This window comes from Streptomyces sp. GESEQ-4, assembly GCF_017948455.1.
Taxonomy (GTDB): domain Bacteria; phylum Actinomycetota; class Actinomycetes; order Streptomycetales; family Streptomycetaceae; genus Streptomyces.
Window position 1 is genome coordinate 1 of record NZ_JAFFSU010000018.1, and the last position, 18,190, is coordinate 18,190.

Annotated in this window: 12 protein-coding genes and 1 pseudogene; 12 read left to right on the plus strand and 1 reads right to left on the minus strand. The window is 71.1% G+C overall.

All coding sequences use genetic code 11. From position 1 onward, the window contains the following. Positions 1 to 328: 328 nt before the first annotated feature. The 4 genes and pseudogenes from KCH48_RS29170 to KCH48_RS43250 form a co-directional block, all read left to right on the plus strand. A complete protein-coding gene (locus KCH48_RS29170) occupies positions 329 to 1,114 on the plus strand; it encodes a type II secretion system F family protein (protein ID WP_210577895.1) in 786 nt (261 codons plus the stop codon). Between the two features lie 104 nt (positions 1,115 to 1,218). Further along, positions 1,219 to 1,428, plus strand: coding sequence for a DUF4244 domain-containing protein (locus tag KCH48_RS29175; protein WP_210577896.1), 210 nt, complete (start codon positions 1,219 to 1,221; stop codon positions 1,426 to 1,428). Further along, positions 1,415 to 1,780: a TadE family type IV pilus minor pilin gene (locus KCH48_RS29180; protein WP_210577897.1), complete on the plus strand. Its 366-nt coding sequence runs from the start codon at positions 1,415 to 1,417 to the stop codon at positions 1,778 to 1,780. Before KCH48_RS29175 ends, KCH48_RS29180 begins: the two co-directional genes overlap by 14 nt. A 29-nt stretch (positions 1,781 to 1,809) precedes the next feature. After that, positions 1,810 to 2,247, plus strand: a pseudogene (locus KCH48_RS43250) (Rv3654c family TadE-like protein); the annotation flags it as partial. Here the strand turns inward: KCH48_RS43250 and KCH48_RS29190 are convergent. Beyond that, complete coding sequence (locus tag KCH48_RS29190) at positions 2,189 to 4,684, minus strand: DEAD/DEAH box helicase (protein ID WP_246886061.1); 2,496 nt, start codon at positions 4,682 to 4,684, stop codon at positions 2,189 to 2,191. The pseudogene KCH48_RS43250 and the gene KCH48_RS29190 overlap by 59 nt on opposite strands. 158 nt (positions 4,685 to 4,842) lie before the next feature. Between KCH48_RS29190 and bldG the strand changes: the two genes are divergently transcribed. The 8 genes from bldG to tmk all read left to right on the plus strand — a co-directional run bounded on the left by bldG (position 4,843) and on the right by tmk (position 18,143). Continuing rightward, complete coding sequence (gene bldG / locus KCH48_RS29195) at positions 4,843 to 5,184, plus strand: anti-sigma factor antagonist BldG (protein ID WP_097267104.1); 342 nt, start codon at positions 4,843 to 4,845, stop codon at positions 5,182 to 5,184. 120 nt (positions 5,185 to 5,304) lie between these two features. Further along, on the plus strand, positions 5,305 to 5,742 hold the full coding sequence (locus KCH48_RS29200) for an ATP-binding protein (RefSeq protein WP_210577898.1): 438 nt from the start codon (positions 5,305 to 5,307) through the stop codon (positions 5,740 to 5,742). A 297-nt stretch (positions 5,743 to 6,039) separates the two neighbouring features. Further along, entirely contained in the window at positions 6,040 to 8,445 is a 2,406-nt protein-coding gene (locus tag KCH48_RS29205) for a sodium-translocating pyrophosphatase (RefSeq protein WP_210577899.1), read from the plus strand. A 212-nt stretch (positions 8,446 to 8,657) separates the two neighbouring features. Continuing rightward, positions 8,658 to 9,239, plus strand: a complete 582-nt coding sequence (locus KCH48_RS29210; protein WP_210577900.1) for a small secreted protein — start codon at positions 8,658 to 8,660, stop codon at positions 9,237 to 9,239. A 99-nt stretch (positions 9,240 to 9,338) separates the two neighbouring features. Next, positions 9,339 to 10,856: a class I SAM-dependent methyltransferase gene (locus tag KCH48_RS29215; protein ID WP_210577901.1), complete on the plus strand. Its 1,518-nt coding sequence runs from the start codon at positions 9,339 to 9,341 to the stop codon at positions 10,854 to 10,856. A gap of 290 nt (positions 10,857 to 11,146) precedes the next feature. Further along, on the plus strand, positions 11,147 to 11,344 hold the full coding sequence (locus KCH48_RS29220; protein ID WP_210577902.1) for a hypothetical protein: 198 nt from the start codon (positions 11,147 to 11,149) through the stop codon (positions 11,342 to 11,344). 248 nt (positions 11,345 to 11,592) lie between these two features. After that, positions 11,593 to 14,433 carry a type I DNA topoisomerase gene (gene topA, locus KCH48_RS29225; RefSeq protein ID WP_210577903.1) on the plus strand — a complete coding sequence of 947 codons (2,841 nt, stop codon included), beginning with the start codon at positions 11,593 to 11,595 and terminating at the stop codon, positions 14,431 to 14,433. A gap of 173 nt (positions 14,434 to 14,606) precedes the next feature. Further along, the gene (tmk, locus tag KCH48_RS29230; RefSeq protein WP_210577904.1) at positions 14,607 to 18,143 is read left to right on the plus strand and encodes a dTMP kinase; all 3,537 of its coding nucleotides are present in this window, start codon (positions 14,607 to 14,609) and stop codon (positions 18,141 to 18,143) included. Positions 18,144 to 18,190: the final 47 nt, after the last annotated feature.

The window sequence follows — 18,190 nt, forward strand, 5'->3', positions numbered from 1 at the left end:
GGGGGGGGGGGGGGGGGGGGGGGGGGGGGGGGGGGGGGGGGGGGGGGGGGGGGGGGGGGGGGGGGGTGGGGGGGGGGGGGGGGGGGGGGGGGGGGGGGGGGGGGGGGGGGGGGGGGGGTGGGGGGGGGGGGGGGGGGGGGGGGGGGGGGTGGGGGCGGGTGGTGTGAGGGCGGCTGGTGTGAGGGGTGACGGCGGATGCGGTTGATGCCTGGCGGTGAATTCGGTCGGGATCGGCCGGGAGCAGTGGAGATCGGTTGAGGTCGGTTGAGGTCGGCTGGGGTCAGTTGAGATCGGTTGGGATCGGTCTGGATCGTGAGAAGGAGGCGGCGTGAGTGCGGAAGTTTTCCACAGGGTGGGGGCGGTTCTGGGGGCCGTGCTGGTGCTCGGGTGGGTGGTGCGGTGGGTCGGGGCGTTACGGCGTGAGCGGAGGGTGCGGCGGCGGGTCGCCGAGTTGCTGGGGCTGGAGGTGGCTTCCGCGGGGGTGCACGTCGATGTGCGGGGTGCCGTGCGGCGGTGGGCTCCGGTGGCGGGGGTTCTGGGCGCCGGGTGGGCTGTCGTCGGCGGGGTGGCCGGGGTCGTCGTGGGGCTGGTCGGTGCGGTCGGGATGTGGCGGTGGCGTCGTCGGCAGGTGGGCGCTGGGCGGGGCGAGGAGATCGACGTCGGTGAGGCGGCGCGTCAACTCCCGCTCGCGGCCGATCTGCTGGCGGCCTGCATCGCCGCCGGCGCTGGTCCGGTGATCGCGGCGCAGGCCGTGGGCGAGGCCCTGGGAGGCCCTGTGGGGGGAGCGCTGGCGCGGGGTGCGGCCGAGGTACGGCTCGGCGGTGAACCCGGTGAGGCCTGGCGGAGGCTGGCGTCGTTGCCGGGGGCCGGGGCGCTGGCGCGGCTGCTGGAGCGGGCCGACGTGTCCGGGATCCCGGCGGCCGGACCCGTCGCCCACCTCGCGGCGCAGGCCCGCGCCGACTGGGCCCGCAGCGCGACCGCGCGGGCCAGACGGGCGGCCGTCATGGTCACCGTTCCGGTGGGGCTGTGCTTCCTGCCCGCCTTCATCGCGGTCGGTGTGCTGCCCGTGGTGATCGGGCTCGCGGGTGGGGTGCTGGGAGGGGGTGGTGGATGACGGTGCGGCGCGTGTGAAGGACGTACGACCAACAGCGAGAGAGCAGCAGGACCGAAGAGCAGCAGGACCGAAGAGCAACAGAACCGAACCTTACGGGGGTTGAGATGTACAAGGCGGTATGGGCGCGGCTGCGTGCCCTGATGTGCGGGGCGCGGGCGGCGCGGAGGGACGCGGGGATGGTCACCTCCGAGTACGCGATGGGGATCGTCGCGGCGGTGGCGTTCGCGGTGGTCCTCTACAAGGTGGTCACGAGCGGGCAGGTCGACGCCGAGCTGCAGGCCATCGTGAAACGGGCGCTCGATGCGGGGATGTGAGCGGGAGAGGGACCGGGGATTCGTCACGGCGGAGTCGGCGGTGGTGCTGCCGGTGCTGGTGATCGTCGCGATGGGGTTGGTGGGGGCGCTGCTCGCCGTGGTCGCCCAGATCCAGTGTGTGGACGCGGCCAGGGCCGGCGCCCGCGCGGCGGCCCGCCAGGATCCGGCCGACGCGGTCGTGGAAGTGGCCCGCGAGGTGGCACCTCGCGGCGCGAAGGTCACGCTCAGCCGGGAGGGGGACCAGGTTCGCGTGGCGGTCGTGGCGAAGCCGCCGGCGCTGGACGGGTTCCCTTTCGAAGTACGGGAGGAGGCCGTGGCGTTGGCGGAGGACAGTGTGGGGGTGGGGAGTTGAGGGCCGGGGGCATGGTGGGCGGCTTCGGTCTGCGGCGGGGCTTCGTCGCCCTTCGGTGTTCCGACCGTGGCTCCGCCGACCGGTGTTCGGACGGCGGCTCCGCTGACCGGTATTCCGACCGTGGGTCCGCCACCGTCTGGACCGTTGGTGCGATCGCCGTGCTGTGCGTGGTGTTCGGCGTCGTCCTCGCCTTGGGGCAGGCCGTCGTGACCCGGCATCGTGCGGCGGGCGCCGCAGACCTCGCCGCGTTGGCGGCGGCCGATCACTGGGCGGAGGGCGACACCGCGGCCTGCGCCCGGGCGGACCGGGTGGCGAGAGCTCAGGGCGCGCGGCTGGCGCGGTGCGATGTCGTGGGCGAGATCTCGGACGTGACGGCGAGATCGGGCCGGGGCCCGTTCGCGGCGGAGGTCAGGGCACGGGCGGGACCTGCGGAGACGGTGCCGCGGGATCCTGGACCGGCTCCCGGGCCGGACCGTTCCTCGGGTCCTGGACCGGACCAGGGCCCCGCTCCCTCCCCGGCTCCTCCTCCGCCTTCTCGTCCGGAGCCCCCCGCAGCAACACCGTGAGCAGCCGTACCGCGCCCCGCTTGTGCAACGGATCGTTCCCGTTGCCGCACTTGGGGGACTGGATGCAGGACGGGCACCCGGCGTCGCACTCGCAGGACGCGATGGCCTGTCGGGTGGCCGTCAGCCAGGAGCGGGCGGTGTGGAAGGCGCGTTCCGCGAAGCCGGCGCCGCCGGGGTGGCCGTCGTAGACGAAGACCGTCGGGAGGAGGGTGTCGGGGTGCAGCGGGATGGAGACGCCGCCGATGTCCCAGCGGTCGCAGGTCGCGAAGAGGGGCAGCATGCCGATCGACGCGTGCTCGGCGGCGTGCAGGGCTCCGCCGAGGATCTCCGGGTTGATCCGGGCGGCGTCCAGCTGGTCCTCGGTGACCGTCCACCACACGGCACGCGTGCGCAGCGTACGAGGAGGGAGGTCGAGCTTCGTCTCGCCCAGCACTTCACCGGTGATGACACGTCGACGCAGGAAGGAGACGACCTGGTTGGTGACCTCGACGGAGCCGTAGCAGAGGCGGCCCTCGCCCCAGGGGATCTCGACGTCCGTCTCCAGGACGGAGATCGAGGTCGTGTCGCGGGCGACCGTCGTGTACGGCGGGTTGGCCTCCTCGACCAGGGCGACCGAGTCGTCCAGGTCCAGTGAGCGGACCAGGTAGGTACGGCCCTGGTGGAGGTGGACGGCGCCCTCGTGCGCGGACGTGTGGGCGGCGCCCGCGTCCACCGTGCCGAGCAGCCGTCCGGTGCCGGACTCGACGATCTGCACCGGCTGGCCGCCGCCGCCCCGGAGGTCGGTCAGGTCGGCGGCCCGTTCGCGGCGGGTCCAGTGCCACGCCTTGGTCCGGCGGCGCAGCAGCTTCGCGGCCTCCAGCTGCGGCAGCAGGCCCTCGGTCTCGGGGCCGAACAGCTCCAGGTCGTCGTCGGTCAGCGGCAGTTCCGCCGCTGCCGCGCACAGATGCGGGGCGAGGACGTACGGGTTGTCCGGGTCGAGGACTGTCGACTCGACCGGCTGGTCGAACAGGGCCTCGGGGTGGTGGACGAGGAAGGTGTCCAGGGGGTCGTCGCGGGCGACGAGGACGGCGAGAGCCCCCTGCCCGGAGCGGCCCGCCCGGCCCGCCTGCTGCCACAGGGACGCGCGCGTGCCCGGGTAGCCGGCGATGAGGACCGCGTCCAGACCGGAGACGTCGATGCCGAGTTCGAGGGCGGTGGTCGCGGCGAGGCCGAGGAGTTCGCCGGAGTGGAGGGCCTGTTCGAGGGCGCGGCGCTCCTCGGGGAGGTAGCCGCCGCGGTAGGCGGCCACGCGCCGGGCGAGGGAGCGGTCCACCTCTGCGAGCCGTTCCTGGGCGATCACCGAGATCAGCTCGGCGCCGCGCCGGGAGCGTACGAAGGCGACCGTGCGCACGCCCTGGACGGCGAGGTCGGTCAGCAGGTCGGCCGTCTCGGCGGTGGCGGTACGGCGGACCGGTGCGCCCTTCTCGCCCTGGAGCTCGGTGAGCGGGGGCTCCCACAGGGCGAAGACCAGTTCGCCGCGTGGGGAGGCGTCATCGGCGACCTCGACGACCGGGAGGCCGGTGAGGCGGCGGGCGGCGACCGACGGCTCGGCGGCGGTCGCGGAGGCCAGCAGGAACACGGGCGAGGCGCCGTACCGCGCGCACAGGCGGCGGAGCCGGCGCAGTACCTGGGCGACATGGGAGCCGAAGACCCCGCGGTAGGTGTGGCACTCGTCGATGACGACGTACTTCAGCGACTTCAGGAAGGAGGACCAGCGGGGGTGGGACGGGAGTATGCCGCGATGCAGCATGTCCGGGTTGGTGAGGACGTAGTTGGCGTACTGGCGGATCCACTCGCGTTCCTCGAACGGCGTGTCGCCGTCATAGACCGCAGGCCGGACCGAATTGCCCAGCGGTTGTGAAAGTTCCTTCACAGATCGGCGCTGATCCGCCGCAAGGGCCTTCGTGGGGGCCAGGTAGAGGGCGGTGGTGCCGCGGCCGTTCGGCGCCTCGGAGCCGTCCAGGAGGGTCGACAGGACCGGGACCAGGTAGGCCAGGGACTTGCCGGACGCGGTGCCGGTGGCGACGACCACCGAGTCGCCGTCCAGGGCGTGCTCGGCCGCGCGAGCCTGGTGGGCCCAGGGATGCTCGATGCCCGCTGCCTGCACGGCCGCGATGACCTCGGCACGGATCCGGTCGGGCCAGACGGCATGGCGACCCTCACGCGGGGGCAAGTGCTCCGTATGAGTGATGCGCGAAGCCCGGCTCGGCCCCGCGGCGAGCCGGTCCAGGACCGTGCTCGGAGCGAGGCGCGAGGCGGGGTCCGTCGAGGGTCGATCAGATCGGTGATTCTTGGCCATCGGCACCGAGTGTGTCACTGGCGTGACGGACAATGGGACCAAGGCGTCGTGCACGCCTGCCGTAAGTGATTGAATGCCATCGCGGCTGGCGAACCGTCCCGGGCCCTGCCGAGGTGACCCGAGGGGCGACCGCTCGATAGCAAGGTGCTGGAGGATCCGTGGACCTGTCCCTGTCGACCGAGACCGTCGGCGATCGCACGATCGTCAAGGTCGGTGGCGAAATCGACGTTTATACCGCGCCCAAGCTGCGCGAGCAGCTCGTCGAGCTGGTGAATGACGGGAGTTTCCACCTCGTCGTCGACATGGAGGGCGTGGACTTCCTCGACTCCACCGGTCTCGGCGTACTGGTCGGCGGCCTGAAGCGTGTGCGTGCCCATGAGGGCTCGCTGCGCCTGGTCTGCAACCAGGAGCGCATTTTGAAGATCTTCCGCATCACCGGTCTCACCAAGGTGTTCCCGATTCACACCTCGGTCGAGGAAGCGGTGGCGGCCACAGACTGACCGCCGCGCCCGGGCCAGTGATCAGTCGTCCGTGCCCGGGACGGAAGAAGTTCATGAGGGGGTCCGGGCTATCGGCAGCCCGGTCCCCCGACAGCACGCCCGAAGTTCCGAGGGGGATGCATGGCCACCGTTGAACTCCGCTTCAGCGCGCTGCCCGAGCACGTCAGGACCGCCCGACTGGTGGCGGCAGCGGTGGCGCGCAGGGCCGGAGTGGACGAGGCCGTCCTCGACGAGGTCAGACTCGCTGTCGGCGAGGCCTGCACCCGTGCCGTCGGACTGCACCAGAGCGGCGGCATCACGGCGCCGGTCAAAGTGCTGCTGATCGAGGAGGAGAAGCAGTTCTCCATCGAGGTCGGCGACGAGGCGCCGCGTTCGGCTCCCGGGGATCGCGCGCCCGGTGGCGCCGCCGAGGATCCCGACGCGGAGACCGAGGAGGACGAGATGGGCCTCGCGGTCATCAGCGGCCTCGTCGACGACGTGGAGGTCACCGCCGGCGAGCACGGCGGGTTGATCCGTATGACCTGGCCGACCACGCCGCCGACCGCGGTGCTCCCCTGAGTCCCACCACGCTTCACCACGAAGGGCCCTGCTGAGCAGGGCCCTTCGTGTTTTCTGTCGCAGCGCCGGGCAATTCGTGAAGGAATTCACGATCATTAACCGATAATTCGATCAAGGGTCAATGCAGGCGTCAATGCCTTTGAGGCATTACCGCTTTCGGGTTGTGTGGCGTGACGTCGATCATTTGCTGAAGAGCATGTGAAGGCTAATTCCGTTTACCGCGCACTGTTTTGATCAGGTCCGGGTACCTAGAATCCGTCCACATCTTGAGCTCAGCACAGGCGTCAAGGAGGACGAATGGCGGGGCTTTCTACCCCTCATCAGTTTGACCATCCCACTACCTTCGCAGCCGCAGTCCTGACCGACGACAACCGCATCCTCGTGATGGTCATCGGGGTCGTCGCGCTCGCGGCTCTCGTGGTCGCAGGCATCCTGGTGCGCCAGGTGCTCGCGGCAGGCGAAGGCACCGACAGCATGAAGGAGATCGCGACAGCCATCCAGGAAGGCGCCAACGCCTATCTGGCCCGGCAACTGCGCACGCTCGGCGTATTCGCCGTCGTCGTGTTCTTCCTGCTCATGCTGCTACCCGCGGACGACTGGAATCAGCGCGCCGGCCGATCAGTGTTCTTCTTGATCGGCGCGGCGTTCTCGGCGGCCACCGGCTACATCGGTATGTGGCTCGCCGTACGGAGCAATGTGCGAGTCGCCGCCGCCGCGCGCGAGGCGACCCCCGCGGAAGGTGAGCCGGAAAAGGATCTCACCGCCGTCTCGCACAAAGCCATGAAGATCGCTTTCCGCACGGGCGGCGTCGTCGGCATGTTCACAGTGGGGCTCGGTCTGCTGGGCGCCTCTTGTGTGGTGCTGGTCTACGCGGCCGACGCGCCGAAGGTGCTCGAGGGATTCGGCCTCGGGGCCGCCCTCATCGCCATGTTCATGCGTGTCGGCGGCGGCATCTTCACCAAGGCCGCCGACGTCGGCGCCGACCTGGTCGGCAAGGTCGAGAAGGGCATTCCGGAGGATGATCCGCGCAATGCCGCGACCATCGCCGACAACGTGGGCGACAACGTCGGCGACTGCGCGGGCATGGCGGCCGACCTCTTCGAGTCGTACGCCGTGACGCTCGTCGCCGCGCTGATCCTCGGCTCGGCCGCCTTCGGCGACGCCGGACTCGGCTTCCCGCTGCTCGTGCCCGCGATCGGCGTGATCACGGCCATGATCGGCATCTTCGCCGTGGCGCCCCGCCGGTCCGACCGCAGCGGCATGACGGCGATCAACCGCGGCTTCTTCATCTCCGCGGTGATCTCGCTCGTACTGGTCGCGATCGCCGTCTTCATCTATCTGCCGTCGTCGTACGCCGAACTCGACGGCGTCACCGACGCGACCATCGCCGCCAAGGACGGCGATCCACGGATCCTCGCGCTCGTAGCGGTGGCGATCGGCATCGTGCTCGCCGCTGTCATCCAGCAGCTGACCGGCTACTTCACCGAGACGACCCGCCGTCCGGTGCGGGACATCGGCAAGACCTCGCTGACCGGCCCGGCCACCGTCGTCCTCGCCGGTATCTCCCTCGGCCTCGAATCGGCCGTCTACACCGCCCTGTTGATCGGCCTCGGCGTGTACGGGGCGTTCCTGCTCGGCGGCACGTCGATCATGCTGGCGCTTTTCGCGGTGGCGCTCGCCGGAACCGGCCTGCTCACCACGGTCGGCGTGATCGTCGCGATGGACACCTTCGGTCCTGTCTCCGACAACGCGCAGGGCATCGCCGAGATGTCCGGTGACGTGACGGGCGCCGGCGCGCAGGTGCTCACCGACCTGGACGCGGTCGGCAACACCACCAAGGCCATCACCAAGGGCATCGCCATCGCCACCGCGGTCCTCGCGGCAGCGGCGCTCTTCGGGTCGTACCGTGACGCGATCACGACCGGCGCGCGGGACGTCGGCGAGAAACTGACCGGCGAGGGCGCGCCGATGACCCTGATGATGGACATCTCGCAGCCCAACAATCTCGTCGGCCTCATCGCGGGCGCCGCGGTCGTCTTCCTCTTCTCGGGGCTGGCGATCAACGCGGTGTCGCGGTCGGCGGGATCCGTGGTCTACGAGGTGCGGCGGCAGTTCCGTGAGCGGCCCGGGATCATGGACTACACGGAGAAGCCGGAGTACGGCAAGGTCGTCGACATCTGCACCAGGGACGCCCTGCGGGAACTCACCACGCCAGGCTTGCTGGCGGTCATGGCGCCCATCGCCATCGGGTTCACGCTCGGTGTCGGCGCGCTCGGCGCGTTCCTCGCGGGTGCGATCGGCACCGGCACGCTGATGGCGGTGTTCCTGGCCAACTCCGGAGGCGCCTGGGACAACGCCAAGAAACTCGTCGAGGACGGTCACCACGGAGGCAAGGGCAGCGAGGCCCATGCCGCCACGGTGATCGGCGACACCGTCGGCGACCCCTTCAAGGACACCGCCGGACCCGCGATCAACCCGCTGCTGAAGGTCATGAACCTGGTGGCCCTGCTGATCGCGCCCGCGGTCATCAAGTTCAGCTACGGCGAGGACAAGAGCGTCGGTGTCCGCATCGCGATCTCGGTCCTGTCGCTGCTGGTGATCATCGGCGCGGTCTACATCTCCAAGCGGCGCGGCATCGCCGTGGGTGACGAAGGCAACGCCGAAAGGGTGGCCAAGCCGGCCGATCCCGCCGTGGTTTCGTAGGCGGTCTTACGACGCCCAGCTCACGGGGCGGGCAGGCGGCGCGCATTGACGCGTCGTCTGCCCGCCCCGTGCGTGTTCACGCCCTGAGCCGTGACCCTTCTCTCTCTGGTGTAAATCACATGAAAAGGGTTCTTAGTGGGCCTTCGGCGTGTAGGTGTCGCCCGTACGGCGTGTATGTTCCGGGGCCGAGAGCCACGGAAGGGACCAAACCGGTGAACAAGAAGCTCGCGGCCGCACTGTCCGGCGGTGCGGTACTGGTACTGGCGCTGTCGGCATGCAGCGGCGACGAGAGCAACGAGGAGCTCGACGCCTGGGCCAAGAAGATCTGCAACACGGCCACGGCGCCGAACGCGAAGATCGCCGCTGCCGACGCCGCGATCAACAAGGTGGCCACGGACAGCGAGCCCGAGGAGCTCCAGAAGGTCGATTCCAAGTCATTCGGAGACCTCTCCGCTGGCTTCAAGGAGCGGGCGACCCACCTTCAGGACGCAGGAGCGCCTCCGGGTGTGGACGACGGCGCGACGAAGCAGCAGGACGCCGTCAAGAAGCTCAACGCCGTCTCCACGGCCTACGCCGACCTGAAGAAGCAGGTCGACGCACTGAACACGAAGGACCAGGCGAAGTTCGCGTCCGGACTCAATGACCTGTCGGACGGCATGAAGGACGTGGTGACCTTGCGCAAGAACGCGGTCGCCGCGCTCAAGCAGCTGGAAGAGGGCGACGCCAAGGAGTCTCTGGTCAAGCAGGAGAGCTGCAAGAAGGCGGCCGCGTCGGCCCCGGCCACGGACAGCTGAGGCACCACCGCGGCCGGACGCGGAGCCTCCGCGTCCATCGCCGCGCCATCACGGGCCGACCCAGAGCCCTCGCGGGCCGGTGCGCGTCACAATGAGGGCGTGAGTAACTCCAGCCTGTCCTCGCTGCCCTCCATCGACCGCCCCGAGATCACCTCCCGCCTCCGGGACGCCCTGCTCGCGGCCTCCTTCACCGCCGACGGACTGCTCGAGCTGCTCGGCGCGCCCGCGTACGCGGCGCTCGCACGGAGTGAAACCGTGCCCGCGCTCCGGGCGACCCGCGGCGACACGCCGCTGGAGATGCTCGTACGGCTGTTCCTGTTGCAGCAGCCCGTGCCGCACGCGCGCGTGGAGGGCGTTCTGCCCATCGACGCGTGCCTGAAGAGCGGGTGGCTGGTGCGTGCGGGCGCGGACGAGGTCGCGGCGGCCGTGGACGTACGGCCGTACGGCGGGCCCGGTGGCGAGGACTGGTTCATCGTGTCCGACCTCGGGTGCGCGGTCGGCGGGGCTGGTGGGATCGGCAGCCGGGACGATCGCGTCGTCCTGGGCGTCGGCGGCGCTTCCACGACCCTGGCCGGCATCACCGTACGGACGCCTGTCTCAGCTGCCCTCGATCTCGGCACAGGCTCCGGGATCCAGGCGCTGCACGCCGCGCAGCACGCCACGCGCGTGACGGCGACCGACGTCAACCCGCGCGCGTTGCACATCACCGCGCTCACGCTGGCGCTGTCGGGCGCCCCGAGGGCCGACCTCCGGGAGGGCTCGCTGTTCGAGCCGGTCCGGGACGGGGAGACGTACGACCTGATCGTGTCGAACCCGCCGTTCGTGATCTCGCCGGGGGCGCGGCTGACGTATCGCGACGGCGGGATGGGCGGGGACGATCTGTGCCGCTCGCTCGTTCAGGGGGCGGGGGAACGGCTGCGGGAGGGCGGGTTCGCGCAGTTCCTCGCCAACTGGCAGCACGTGGAGGGGGAGGACTGGCAGGACAGGATCAGGTCGTGGGTGCCGCGCGGGTGCGACGCGTGGATCGTGCAGCGCGAGGTGCAGGACGTCACGCAGTACGCCGAGTTGTGGCTCAGGGACGCCGGCGATCACCGGGGCGACCCGGCCGAGTACCAGGCGCGGTACGACGCGTGGCTGGACGAGTTCGAGGCGCGCAAGGTGAAGGCGGTCGGCTTCGGCTGGATCACGCTGCGCAGGACGGGGACGGCGGTGCCCTCGGTGACCATCGAGGAGTGGCCGCATCCGGTCGAACAGCCGCTCGGTGAGACGGTCCGGGCGCACTTCGACCGCCTCGACTTCCTGCGCACGCACGACGACGCCGACCTGCTCGAAGGCCACTTCCGGCTCGGCGCCGAGATCGTCCAGGAGCAGGTCGGGCTGCCCGGCGCCGAGGACCCGGAGCACGTGGTGCTGCGCCAGCACCGCGGGATGCGCCGGGCCACCAAGGTGGACACGGTCGGCGCGGGCTTCGCGGGTGTCTGCGACGGCACGCTGAGCGCGGGCCGCATTCTGGATGCCATCGCCCAACTGATGGGCGAGGACCCGGTCTTGCTGCGCGACCGCACACCCGCGCAGATCCGGCTGCTGGTGGAACAGGGGTTCCTCGATCCGGCGTAGGGACGAGGCCCGCGGTCAATGGGCACGGATGTGCTCCGGGGCCGAATGGAATGAGCCAGAAGAAGGGCGGCGACAACTCGATCATGTTGTGCCGCGACACATTCGAGTCGATCTGGAAACCCGGTTCGAAGCCGGTCGGGATCGGGCCGAGACCGGTCAGTGGTCGTCGGCGGATGATCCACAGCCGCGTCGGTCCCTCGTTCACCTGAGGTTCGCCGGGTCGCCGTCCGCACGTGTCAGCCTCCCGGCACTGGGCACGCGTGAACGGGAGAAAAGGGGCACCAAGGGCCATGGAGAGCGGACCGGCGATCTTCGCGGGTGTGGTGTTCGCCCTGTTCGGCGGCGGGCTGCTGGTGTGGACGGCGGTGCGCGTACGGCATCGCGAACCCGTCGCCCACGGTGTGAGCCCCGTCGCATCGGCGACGCTCGCGACGATCGCCGCGGTGATCGCGCTGATTCTCGGAACGTGGTGCTTCACCCGCGTCTGAGAACCGCCCGGGGACAGGGACTTCGATAAGGAGAAGGTCGTCCTCCGGATAGGTTCGAAAAGGCCGGTGGGCACTCCGGGCGGCAGGAATGGCGGGAGTCGGGTTACCGTTCGAGTGGCCGTTGCGGGCTTTTCCCGTTTGACACGGGGGCGGGATGTACCGTCACACTCCGCAGCGTCAGCATGACCCGACCCCGGGAACCAAGGCCTGGGGAGTGACCCCAGCGTCGACCGGAGAGAAGAGCGAAGTTGTCCCCGACCAGCGACACCGCACACGGCGGCCGCCGACTCGTCATCGTCGAGTCGCCTGCCAAGGCGAAGACGATCAAGGGCTACCTCGGCCCCGGCTACGTCGTCGAAGCGAGCGTCGGGCACATCCGCGACCTCCCCAACGGCGCCGCGGAGGTGCCGGAGAAGTACACCGGCGAGGTCCGCCGCCTCGGTGTGGACGTCGAGCACGACTTCGAGCCGATCTATGTCGTCAACGCCGACAAGAGGGCCCAGGTCAAGAAGCTCAAGGATCTGCTGAAGGACTCCGACGAGCTCTACCTCGCCACCGATGAGGACCGCGAGGGCGAGGCCATCGCCTGGCACCTCCAGGAAGTGCTCAAGCCCAAGGTTCCGGTCAAGCGGATGGTCTTCCACGAGATCACCAAGGCCGCGATCCAGGCCGCCGTCGCCAACCCGCGCGAGCTCAACCAGAAGCTCGTCGACGCCCAGGAGACCCGCCGCATCCTCGACCGCCTCTACGGCTACGAGGTCTCGCCGGTCCTGTGGAAGAAGGTCATGCCGCGCCTGTCGGCCGGCCGTGTCCAGTCCGTCGCCACCCGGCTCGTGGTGGAGCGGGAACGCGAGCGCATCGCGTTTCGTTCTGCTGAGTACTGGGACCTGACGGGCACCTTCGCGACCGGCCGCGCCGGGGACTCGTCGGACCCGTCGTCGCTGGTCGCCCGCCTCCAGACCGTCGACGGCAGGCGGGTCGCGCAGGGCCGCGACTTCGACTCCCTGGGACAACTCAAGAGCGCGAACATCCTCCACCTCGACGAGGCGAACGCCCGCGCCCTGGCCGCCGCCCTGGAGCAGACCCAGTTCGCCGTCCGGTCCGTCGAGTCCAAGCCGTACCGCCGCTCGCCGTACGCCCCGTTCCGTACCACGACGCTGCAGCAGGAGGCCAGCCGCAAGCTCGGCTTCGGCGCGAAGGCCACGATGCAGGTCGCGCAGAAGCTGTACGAGAACGGCTTCATCACGTACATGCGTACGGACTCCACGACCCTGAGCGACACGGCGATCGCCGCCGCCCGCGCCCAGGTCACGCAGCTGTACGGCGCCGACTACCTGCCGTCGTCCCCGCGGACGTACGCCGGGAAGGTCAAGAACGCGCAGGAGGCGCACGAGGCGATCCGCCCCTCGGGCGACCGTTTCCGCACCCCTGCCGAGACCGGACTGACCGGCGACCAGTTCAAGCTGTACGAGCTGATCTGGAAGCGGACCGTCGCCTCCCAGATGAAGGACGCGACCGGTAACTCCGTCACGGTGAAGATCGGTGGCACCGCCGCCGACGGCCGCGACGTCGAGTTCAGCGCGTCCGGCAAGACGATCACCTTCCACGGCTTCCTGAAGGCATACGTCGAGGGCGCCGACGACCCCAACGCCGAGCTGGACGACCGCGAGCGCCGGCTGCCCCAGGTGCGCGAGGGCGACGGGCTCAGCGCCGAGGAGATCACGGTCGACGGGCACGCCACCAAGCCCCCGGCCCGCTACACCGAGGCCAGCCTGGTCAAGGAGCTCGAAGAGCGCGAGATCGGCCGCCCGTCGACGTATGCGTCGATCATCGGCACGATCCTGGACCGCGGCTATGTGTTCAAGAAGGGCACGGCACTCGTCCCGTCCTTCCTGTCCTTCGCCGTGGTCAACCTCCTGGAGAAGCACTTCGGGCGGCTCGTCGACTACGACTTCACCGCCAGGATGGAAGACGACCTCGACCGCATCGCGCGAGGCGAGGCACAGGCCGTGCCGTGGCTGAAGCGGTTCTACTTCGGCGAGGGCACCGGCAACGGCGGCGCGGCCGAGGCCGGCAACGGCGACGGGGACCACCTCGGCGGCCTCAAGGAGCTGGTGACCGACCTGGGCGCGATCGACGCGCGCGAGGTGTCGTCGTTCCCCGTGGGCAGCGACATCGTGCTGCGGGTCGGGCGCTACGGCCCGTACATCGAGCGCGGCGAGAAGGACTCCGAGAACCATCAGCGCGCGGACGTCCCCGAGGACCTGGCCCCGGACGAGCTGAGCGTCGAGTACGCGGAGGAGCTGCTCGCCAAGCCGAGCGGCGACTTCGAGCTGGGCACCGACCCGTCGACCGGCCACCAGATCATCGCCAGGGACGGCCGCTACGGCCCGTACGTCACCGAGGTGCTCCCCGAGGGCACCCCGAAGACCGGCAAGAACGCCGTCAAGCCGCGTACGGCCTCGCTGTTCAAGTCGATGTCTCTCGACACGGTGACGCTCGAGGACGCGCTGAAGCTGATGTCGCTGCCGCGTGTCGTCGGCGCCGATGCCGAGGGCCAGGAGATCACCGCGCAGAACGGGCGCTACGGGCCGTACCTGAAGAAGGGCACGGACTCGCGTTCGCTGCAGGCGGAGGAGCAGCTCTTCACGATCACCCTCGAAGAGGCGCTGGCGATCTACGCCCAGCCCAAGCAGCGCGGGCGCGCCGCCGCCAAGCCGCCGCTCAAGGAGCTGGGCACGGACCCGGTCAGTGAGAAGCCGGTCGTCGTCAAGGACGGGCGCTTCGGGCCGTACGTCACCGACGGCGAGACCAACGCGACCCTGCGGTCCGGCGACAGCGTCGAGGAGATCACTCCGGAGCGGGGTTACGAACTGCTCGCGGAGAAGCGCGCGAAGGCACCCGCCAAGAAGACGGCGAAGAAGACGGCCGCGAAGAAGGCCCCGGCGAAGAAGGCTCCCGCCAAGAAGACGGCTGCCAAGAAGACCGCGGCGAAGAAGACAACGACGACGGCGAAGAAGACGGCCGCGAAGACGGCGGCCAAGAAGGCGACGGCTTCGAACTCGGCGGCGTCTTCGGCGGATGACTGACTCGGCCGAGGACTGATTCGGCGGAGGACTGACGCTCACCGCGCGTCGTGTGAGCGTCCGTATCTTCACTTCTGCTTCGCAAAACGCACGCCCTGGCAACGCTTTGGTGTCGGGGCGCGCGTACGTTCGGACGGGCGCGTCGGGCTGTCGGTGGCTGCCGATAGGCTGAATGCATGACCCCAGCCGAGCAGCCAACGGGCCCTCACCCGGCCCCCGACGACAGCCTGGTAGCGGATTCCCGCGAGCGTGCCGTCCGCGCCCTGCTGCGCCAACCGCAGCTCAAGCGCTTGTGGAGCGCGCACCTCGTGGGCGGAGTCGGTGATGTGCTCGCGCTGCTGGTGCTGGTCGTCCTCGTCCTCCAGGTGGCCATCGCCGAGGGCTCGTTCGGCGGCGGCTACCGGGGCGTGGCGTTCGCAGTGGCGACCGTCTTCGCCGTGCGCATCCTCGCGACGCTGCTCTTCGGAGCCGTGCTGCTGGGCCCGCTCACCTCGCTGACGTCCCAGGACGGTCCGCTCGACCGCCGCTGGACCATGGTCGGCGCGGACGGGCTGCGGGCCGCGCTGCTGATCGTCGCGCCGCTGTGGATCGACTGGATGCCGGACGACGCGCTCGCCGTCCTTCTGGTGACCGTCTTCGTGACCGGTGTCGCCGAGCGCTTCTGGACCGTGTGCCGGGAGAGCGCGGCACCCGCGCTGCTGCCGGCCCCGCCCCCGGAGGGGGCGACGGTGCGTCCGCTGCCGGACCACCTGGACGCCCTGCGACGCCTGTCGATCCGTACGACCTTCGTGGCGATCCCCCTCGCGGCTGCCGCGCTCCTCGCGGCGGGCCTGCTCAACAACCTGCTGGGCGCCGGAATCGACTGGTTCGGGCAGCACCAGGCCGCCCTCGCCTCGTATGTGGCGGCCGGTCTCTTCGCCGCCTCCCTGTCCGTGCTGTCCTTCCTGGAGCTGCCCGGAACCCGCACCCCGCGCGCGCGGTCGCCGCTCGAAGGCCTGCGTCGGCCCAAGACCGGCGCCGGCGTCGACCGGGGCCGCACCGGCGTGCTGCCCCTGCTGGTGCTGGCCTGCGCCGCCGTCGCCGCGGCGATCGCGGCCGCCGTCGCGGTGTCGGTGCTGCACGCCAAGGACCTGGGCGGCGGACCGGTGACGTACGGGCTGCTGGTGCTCGCGCTGACCGGCGGTGTCGTCGTCGGTATCCGTACGGCGCCTTCGGTGCTCCCCGCGCTGTCGCGCCGTCGGCTGCTCGCACTGGCCATCGCCTTCACCGGGCTCGCGCTGCTCGCCGCCGGACTGGTGCCGGACCTGACCACGGTGCTGCTGATCGTCGCGCTGGCCGGTGTCGGGGCGGGCGTGGCCGCCAACACCGGGCACACGCTGCTCGACCAGGAGGCCGAGGACCACCGGCGGGTGCGGACGACCGAGCATCTGCACGCGGTCGTACGGGTCTTCGTGGCGCTCGGCGCGGTGATCGCCCCGCTGGTGGCGGCGCTCATCGGGCCGCACCGGCTGGAGAACGGCAAGTTCGTGTTCGCGCACGGCGGTGCCGCGTTCACGCTGATGCTGGTCGGCGCGCTGCTGCTGCCGGTGGCCGCGCTGGTGCTGGCCAAGGTCGACGACCGCTCCGGGGTGCCGCTGCGGCAGGACCTGCGGGACGCGCTGCTCGGCGGTGACGACCCGGAGACGGTGCCCGCCGCGTCCGGTTTCTTCATCGCCCTGGAGGGCGGCGACGGTGCCGGGAAGTCCACCCAGGCCGAGGCGCTCGCCGAGTGGATCCGGGGCAAGGGACACGAGGTCGTGGTGACCCGGGAGCCGGGCGCGACGCCGGTCGGCAAGCGGCTGCGGTCGATCCTGCTGGACGTGTCGTCGGCAGGGCTGTCGCACCGGGCGGAGGCGCTGCTGTACGCGGCGGACCGCGCGGAGCACGTGGACACGGTCGTACGGCCCGCGCTGGAGCGTGGCGCGGTTGTCATCTCGGACCGCTACATCGACTCGTCCGTGGCCTACCAGGGGGCGGGCCGTGACCTGTCCCCGACCGAGATCGCCCGCATCAACAGGTGGGCGACGAACGGGCTGGTGCCGCATCTGACCGTGCTGCTGGACGTCTCGCCGGAGACCGCGCGCGAGCGGTTCACCGAGGCGCCGGACCGGCTGGAGTCGGAGCCCGCGGAGTTCCACGCGCGCGTGCGGTCCGGTTTCCTGACGCTGGCCGCCGCCGACCCCGGGCGGTACCTGGTCGTGGACGCGGGCCAGGAGCCCGAGGCCGTCACGACCGTCGTCCGTGCGCGGCTCGACCAGATGCTGCCGCTGTCCGAGGCCGAGATCCAGGCCCGCGAGGAGGCCCGCCGGAAGGCCGAGGAAGAGGCCCGGCGCAAGGCCGAGGAAGAGGCCGCCCGCAAGGCCGAGGAGGAGCGGCTGGAGCGCGAGCGCCAGGAACAGCTCGAGCGGCTGCGCGCCGAGGAAGAGGAGCGCAAGCGGCGCGAGCTGGAGGAGGCGCAGCGGCGCGAGGCCGAACGGCAGGCGGAGGAGGCCCGGCTGCGGGCCGAGGAAGCGCGTCGGCGTGCGGAGGAGGAGCGGGTTCGGCTCCTCGCCGAGGAGAAGGCGCGCGCCGAGGAGGAGGCCCGCCGCAAGGCCGAGGAGGAGCGGCGACGCAAGCAGGCCGAGGAAGAGGCCCGGCTGCACGCCGAGGCGGAAGCACGGCGCCTGGAGAAGCAGCGCAAGGCCGAGCAGGCGCTGCTCCGCGCCGAAGAGGCACGCCGGCTGGCGGAGCAGGCGGCGGCTGCGGCGGAGGCGGGACCTCGGCAGGAGACGGCTTCTGGGGCGCCGGGAGTTCCGGGTGGGGCTCCGGAAGCGACGCCGGGTGCTGCTTCGGATGCTGCGCCGGGTGGGGCTCGGGGAGCGGCTCCGGGTGCTGCTTCGGATGCGGTGCGGGGTGGGGCTCGGGACGTGACGCCGGGTGTGGCTCCGGAAACGGCGCGGGGTGGGGCTCGGGGAGCGAGGCCGGGTGCTGCTTCGGATGCGGTGTCCGGTGCGGGGTCGGACGCTGCGCGCGGCGCTGCTTCGGACGCGGTGACGGTGCCTACGCCGGTTGTGACGCCGGAGGAAGCGGCGCGCGGGCGGTCGGCTGAGGAGACGGCTGTGCTGCGGCCGGTGCGGGGGGACGCGGCTGAAGGGGGGACCGGCAAGGCCGGTTCTTCGGAGGCCGGTTCGTCCGGAGAGGCCGCTGCTGGTTCCTCCGGGGTCGGCGAGTCCGAGGTGACGGCTGAGCTGCCCAAGCCGGAGGTGGCTCCGGGAGCCGATGAGACGGCCGTGTTGCCGCCGGTGCCGCCCGGTGCCGCCGATGAGACGGCCGTATTGCCGCCGGTCGTCCCTGGTGCCGCGGATGAGACTGCGGTCCTTCCGCAGGTGCCGCCCGGTGCGGCGGACGAGACCGCGGTACTTCCTCCCGTACCGGGGGAAGATCCGGCGGACCGGGTTCCGCCGGGGTTCTTCCGGGACGAGTCGGCGGGGCCGCGGCCGGACGGGACCGAAGACCGTACGCGCGAGATGCCCCAGGTCGATGAGGAAGGGGCGCCTCGGCGGCGGACGCGGTCCGACTGGGCCGAGGAGACGCCGCTGGATGATCTGCCCACGCTGGCGGACGAATTGCTGGGGCCGCGCGAGGACGACGAGTTCGACGACGAGCGGGGTGGGGGGCGCGGTCGGCGGCGCTGAGCGCGGTTGGCGGGCCGTCCGTCCGGAGGAGGGCGCCGGCGTCCCGG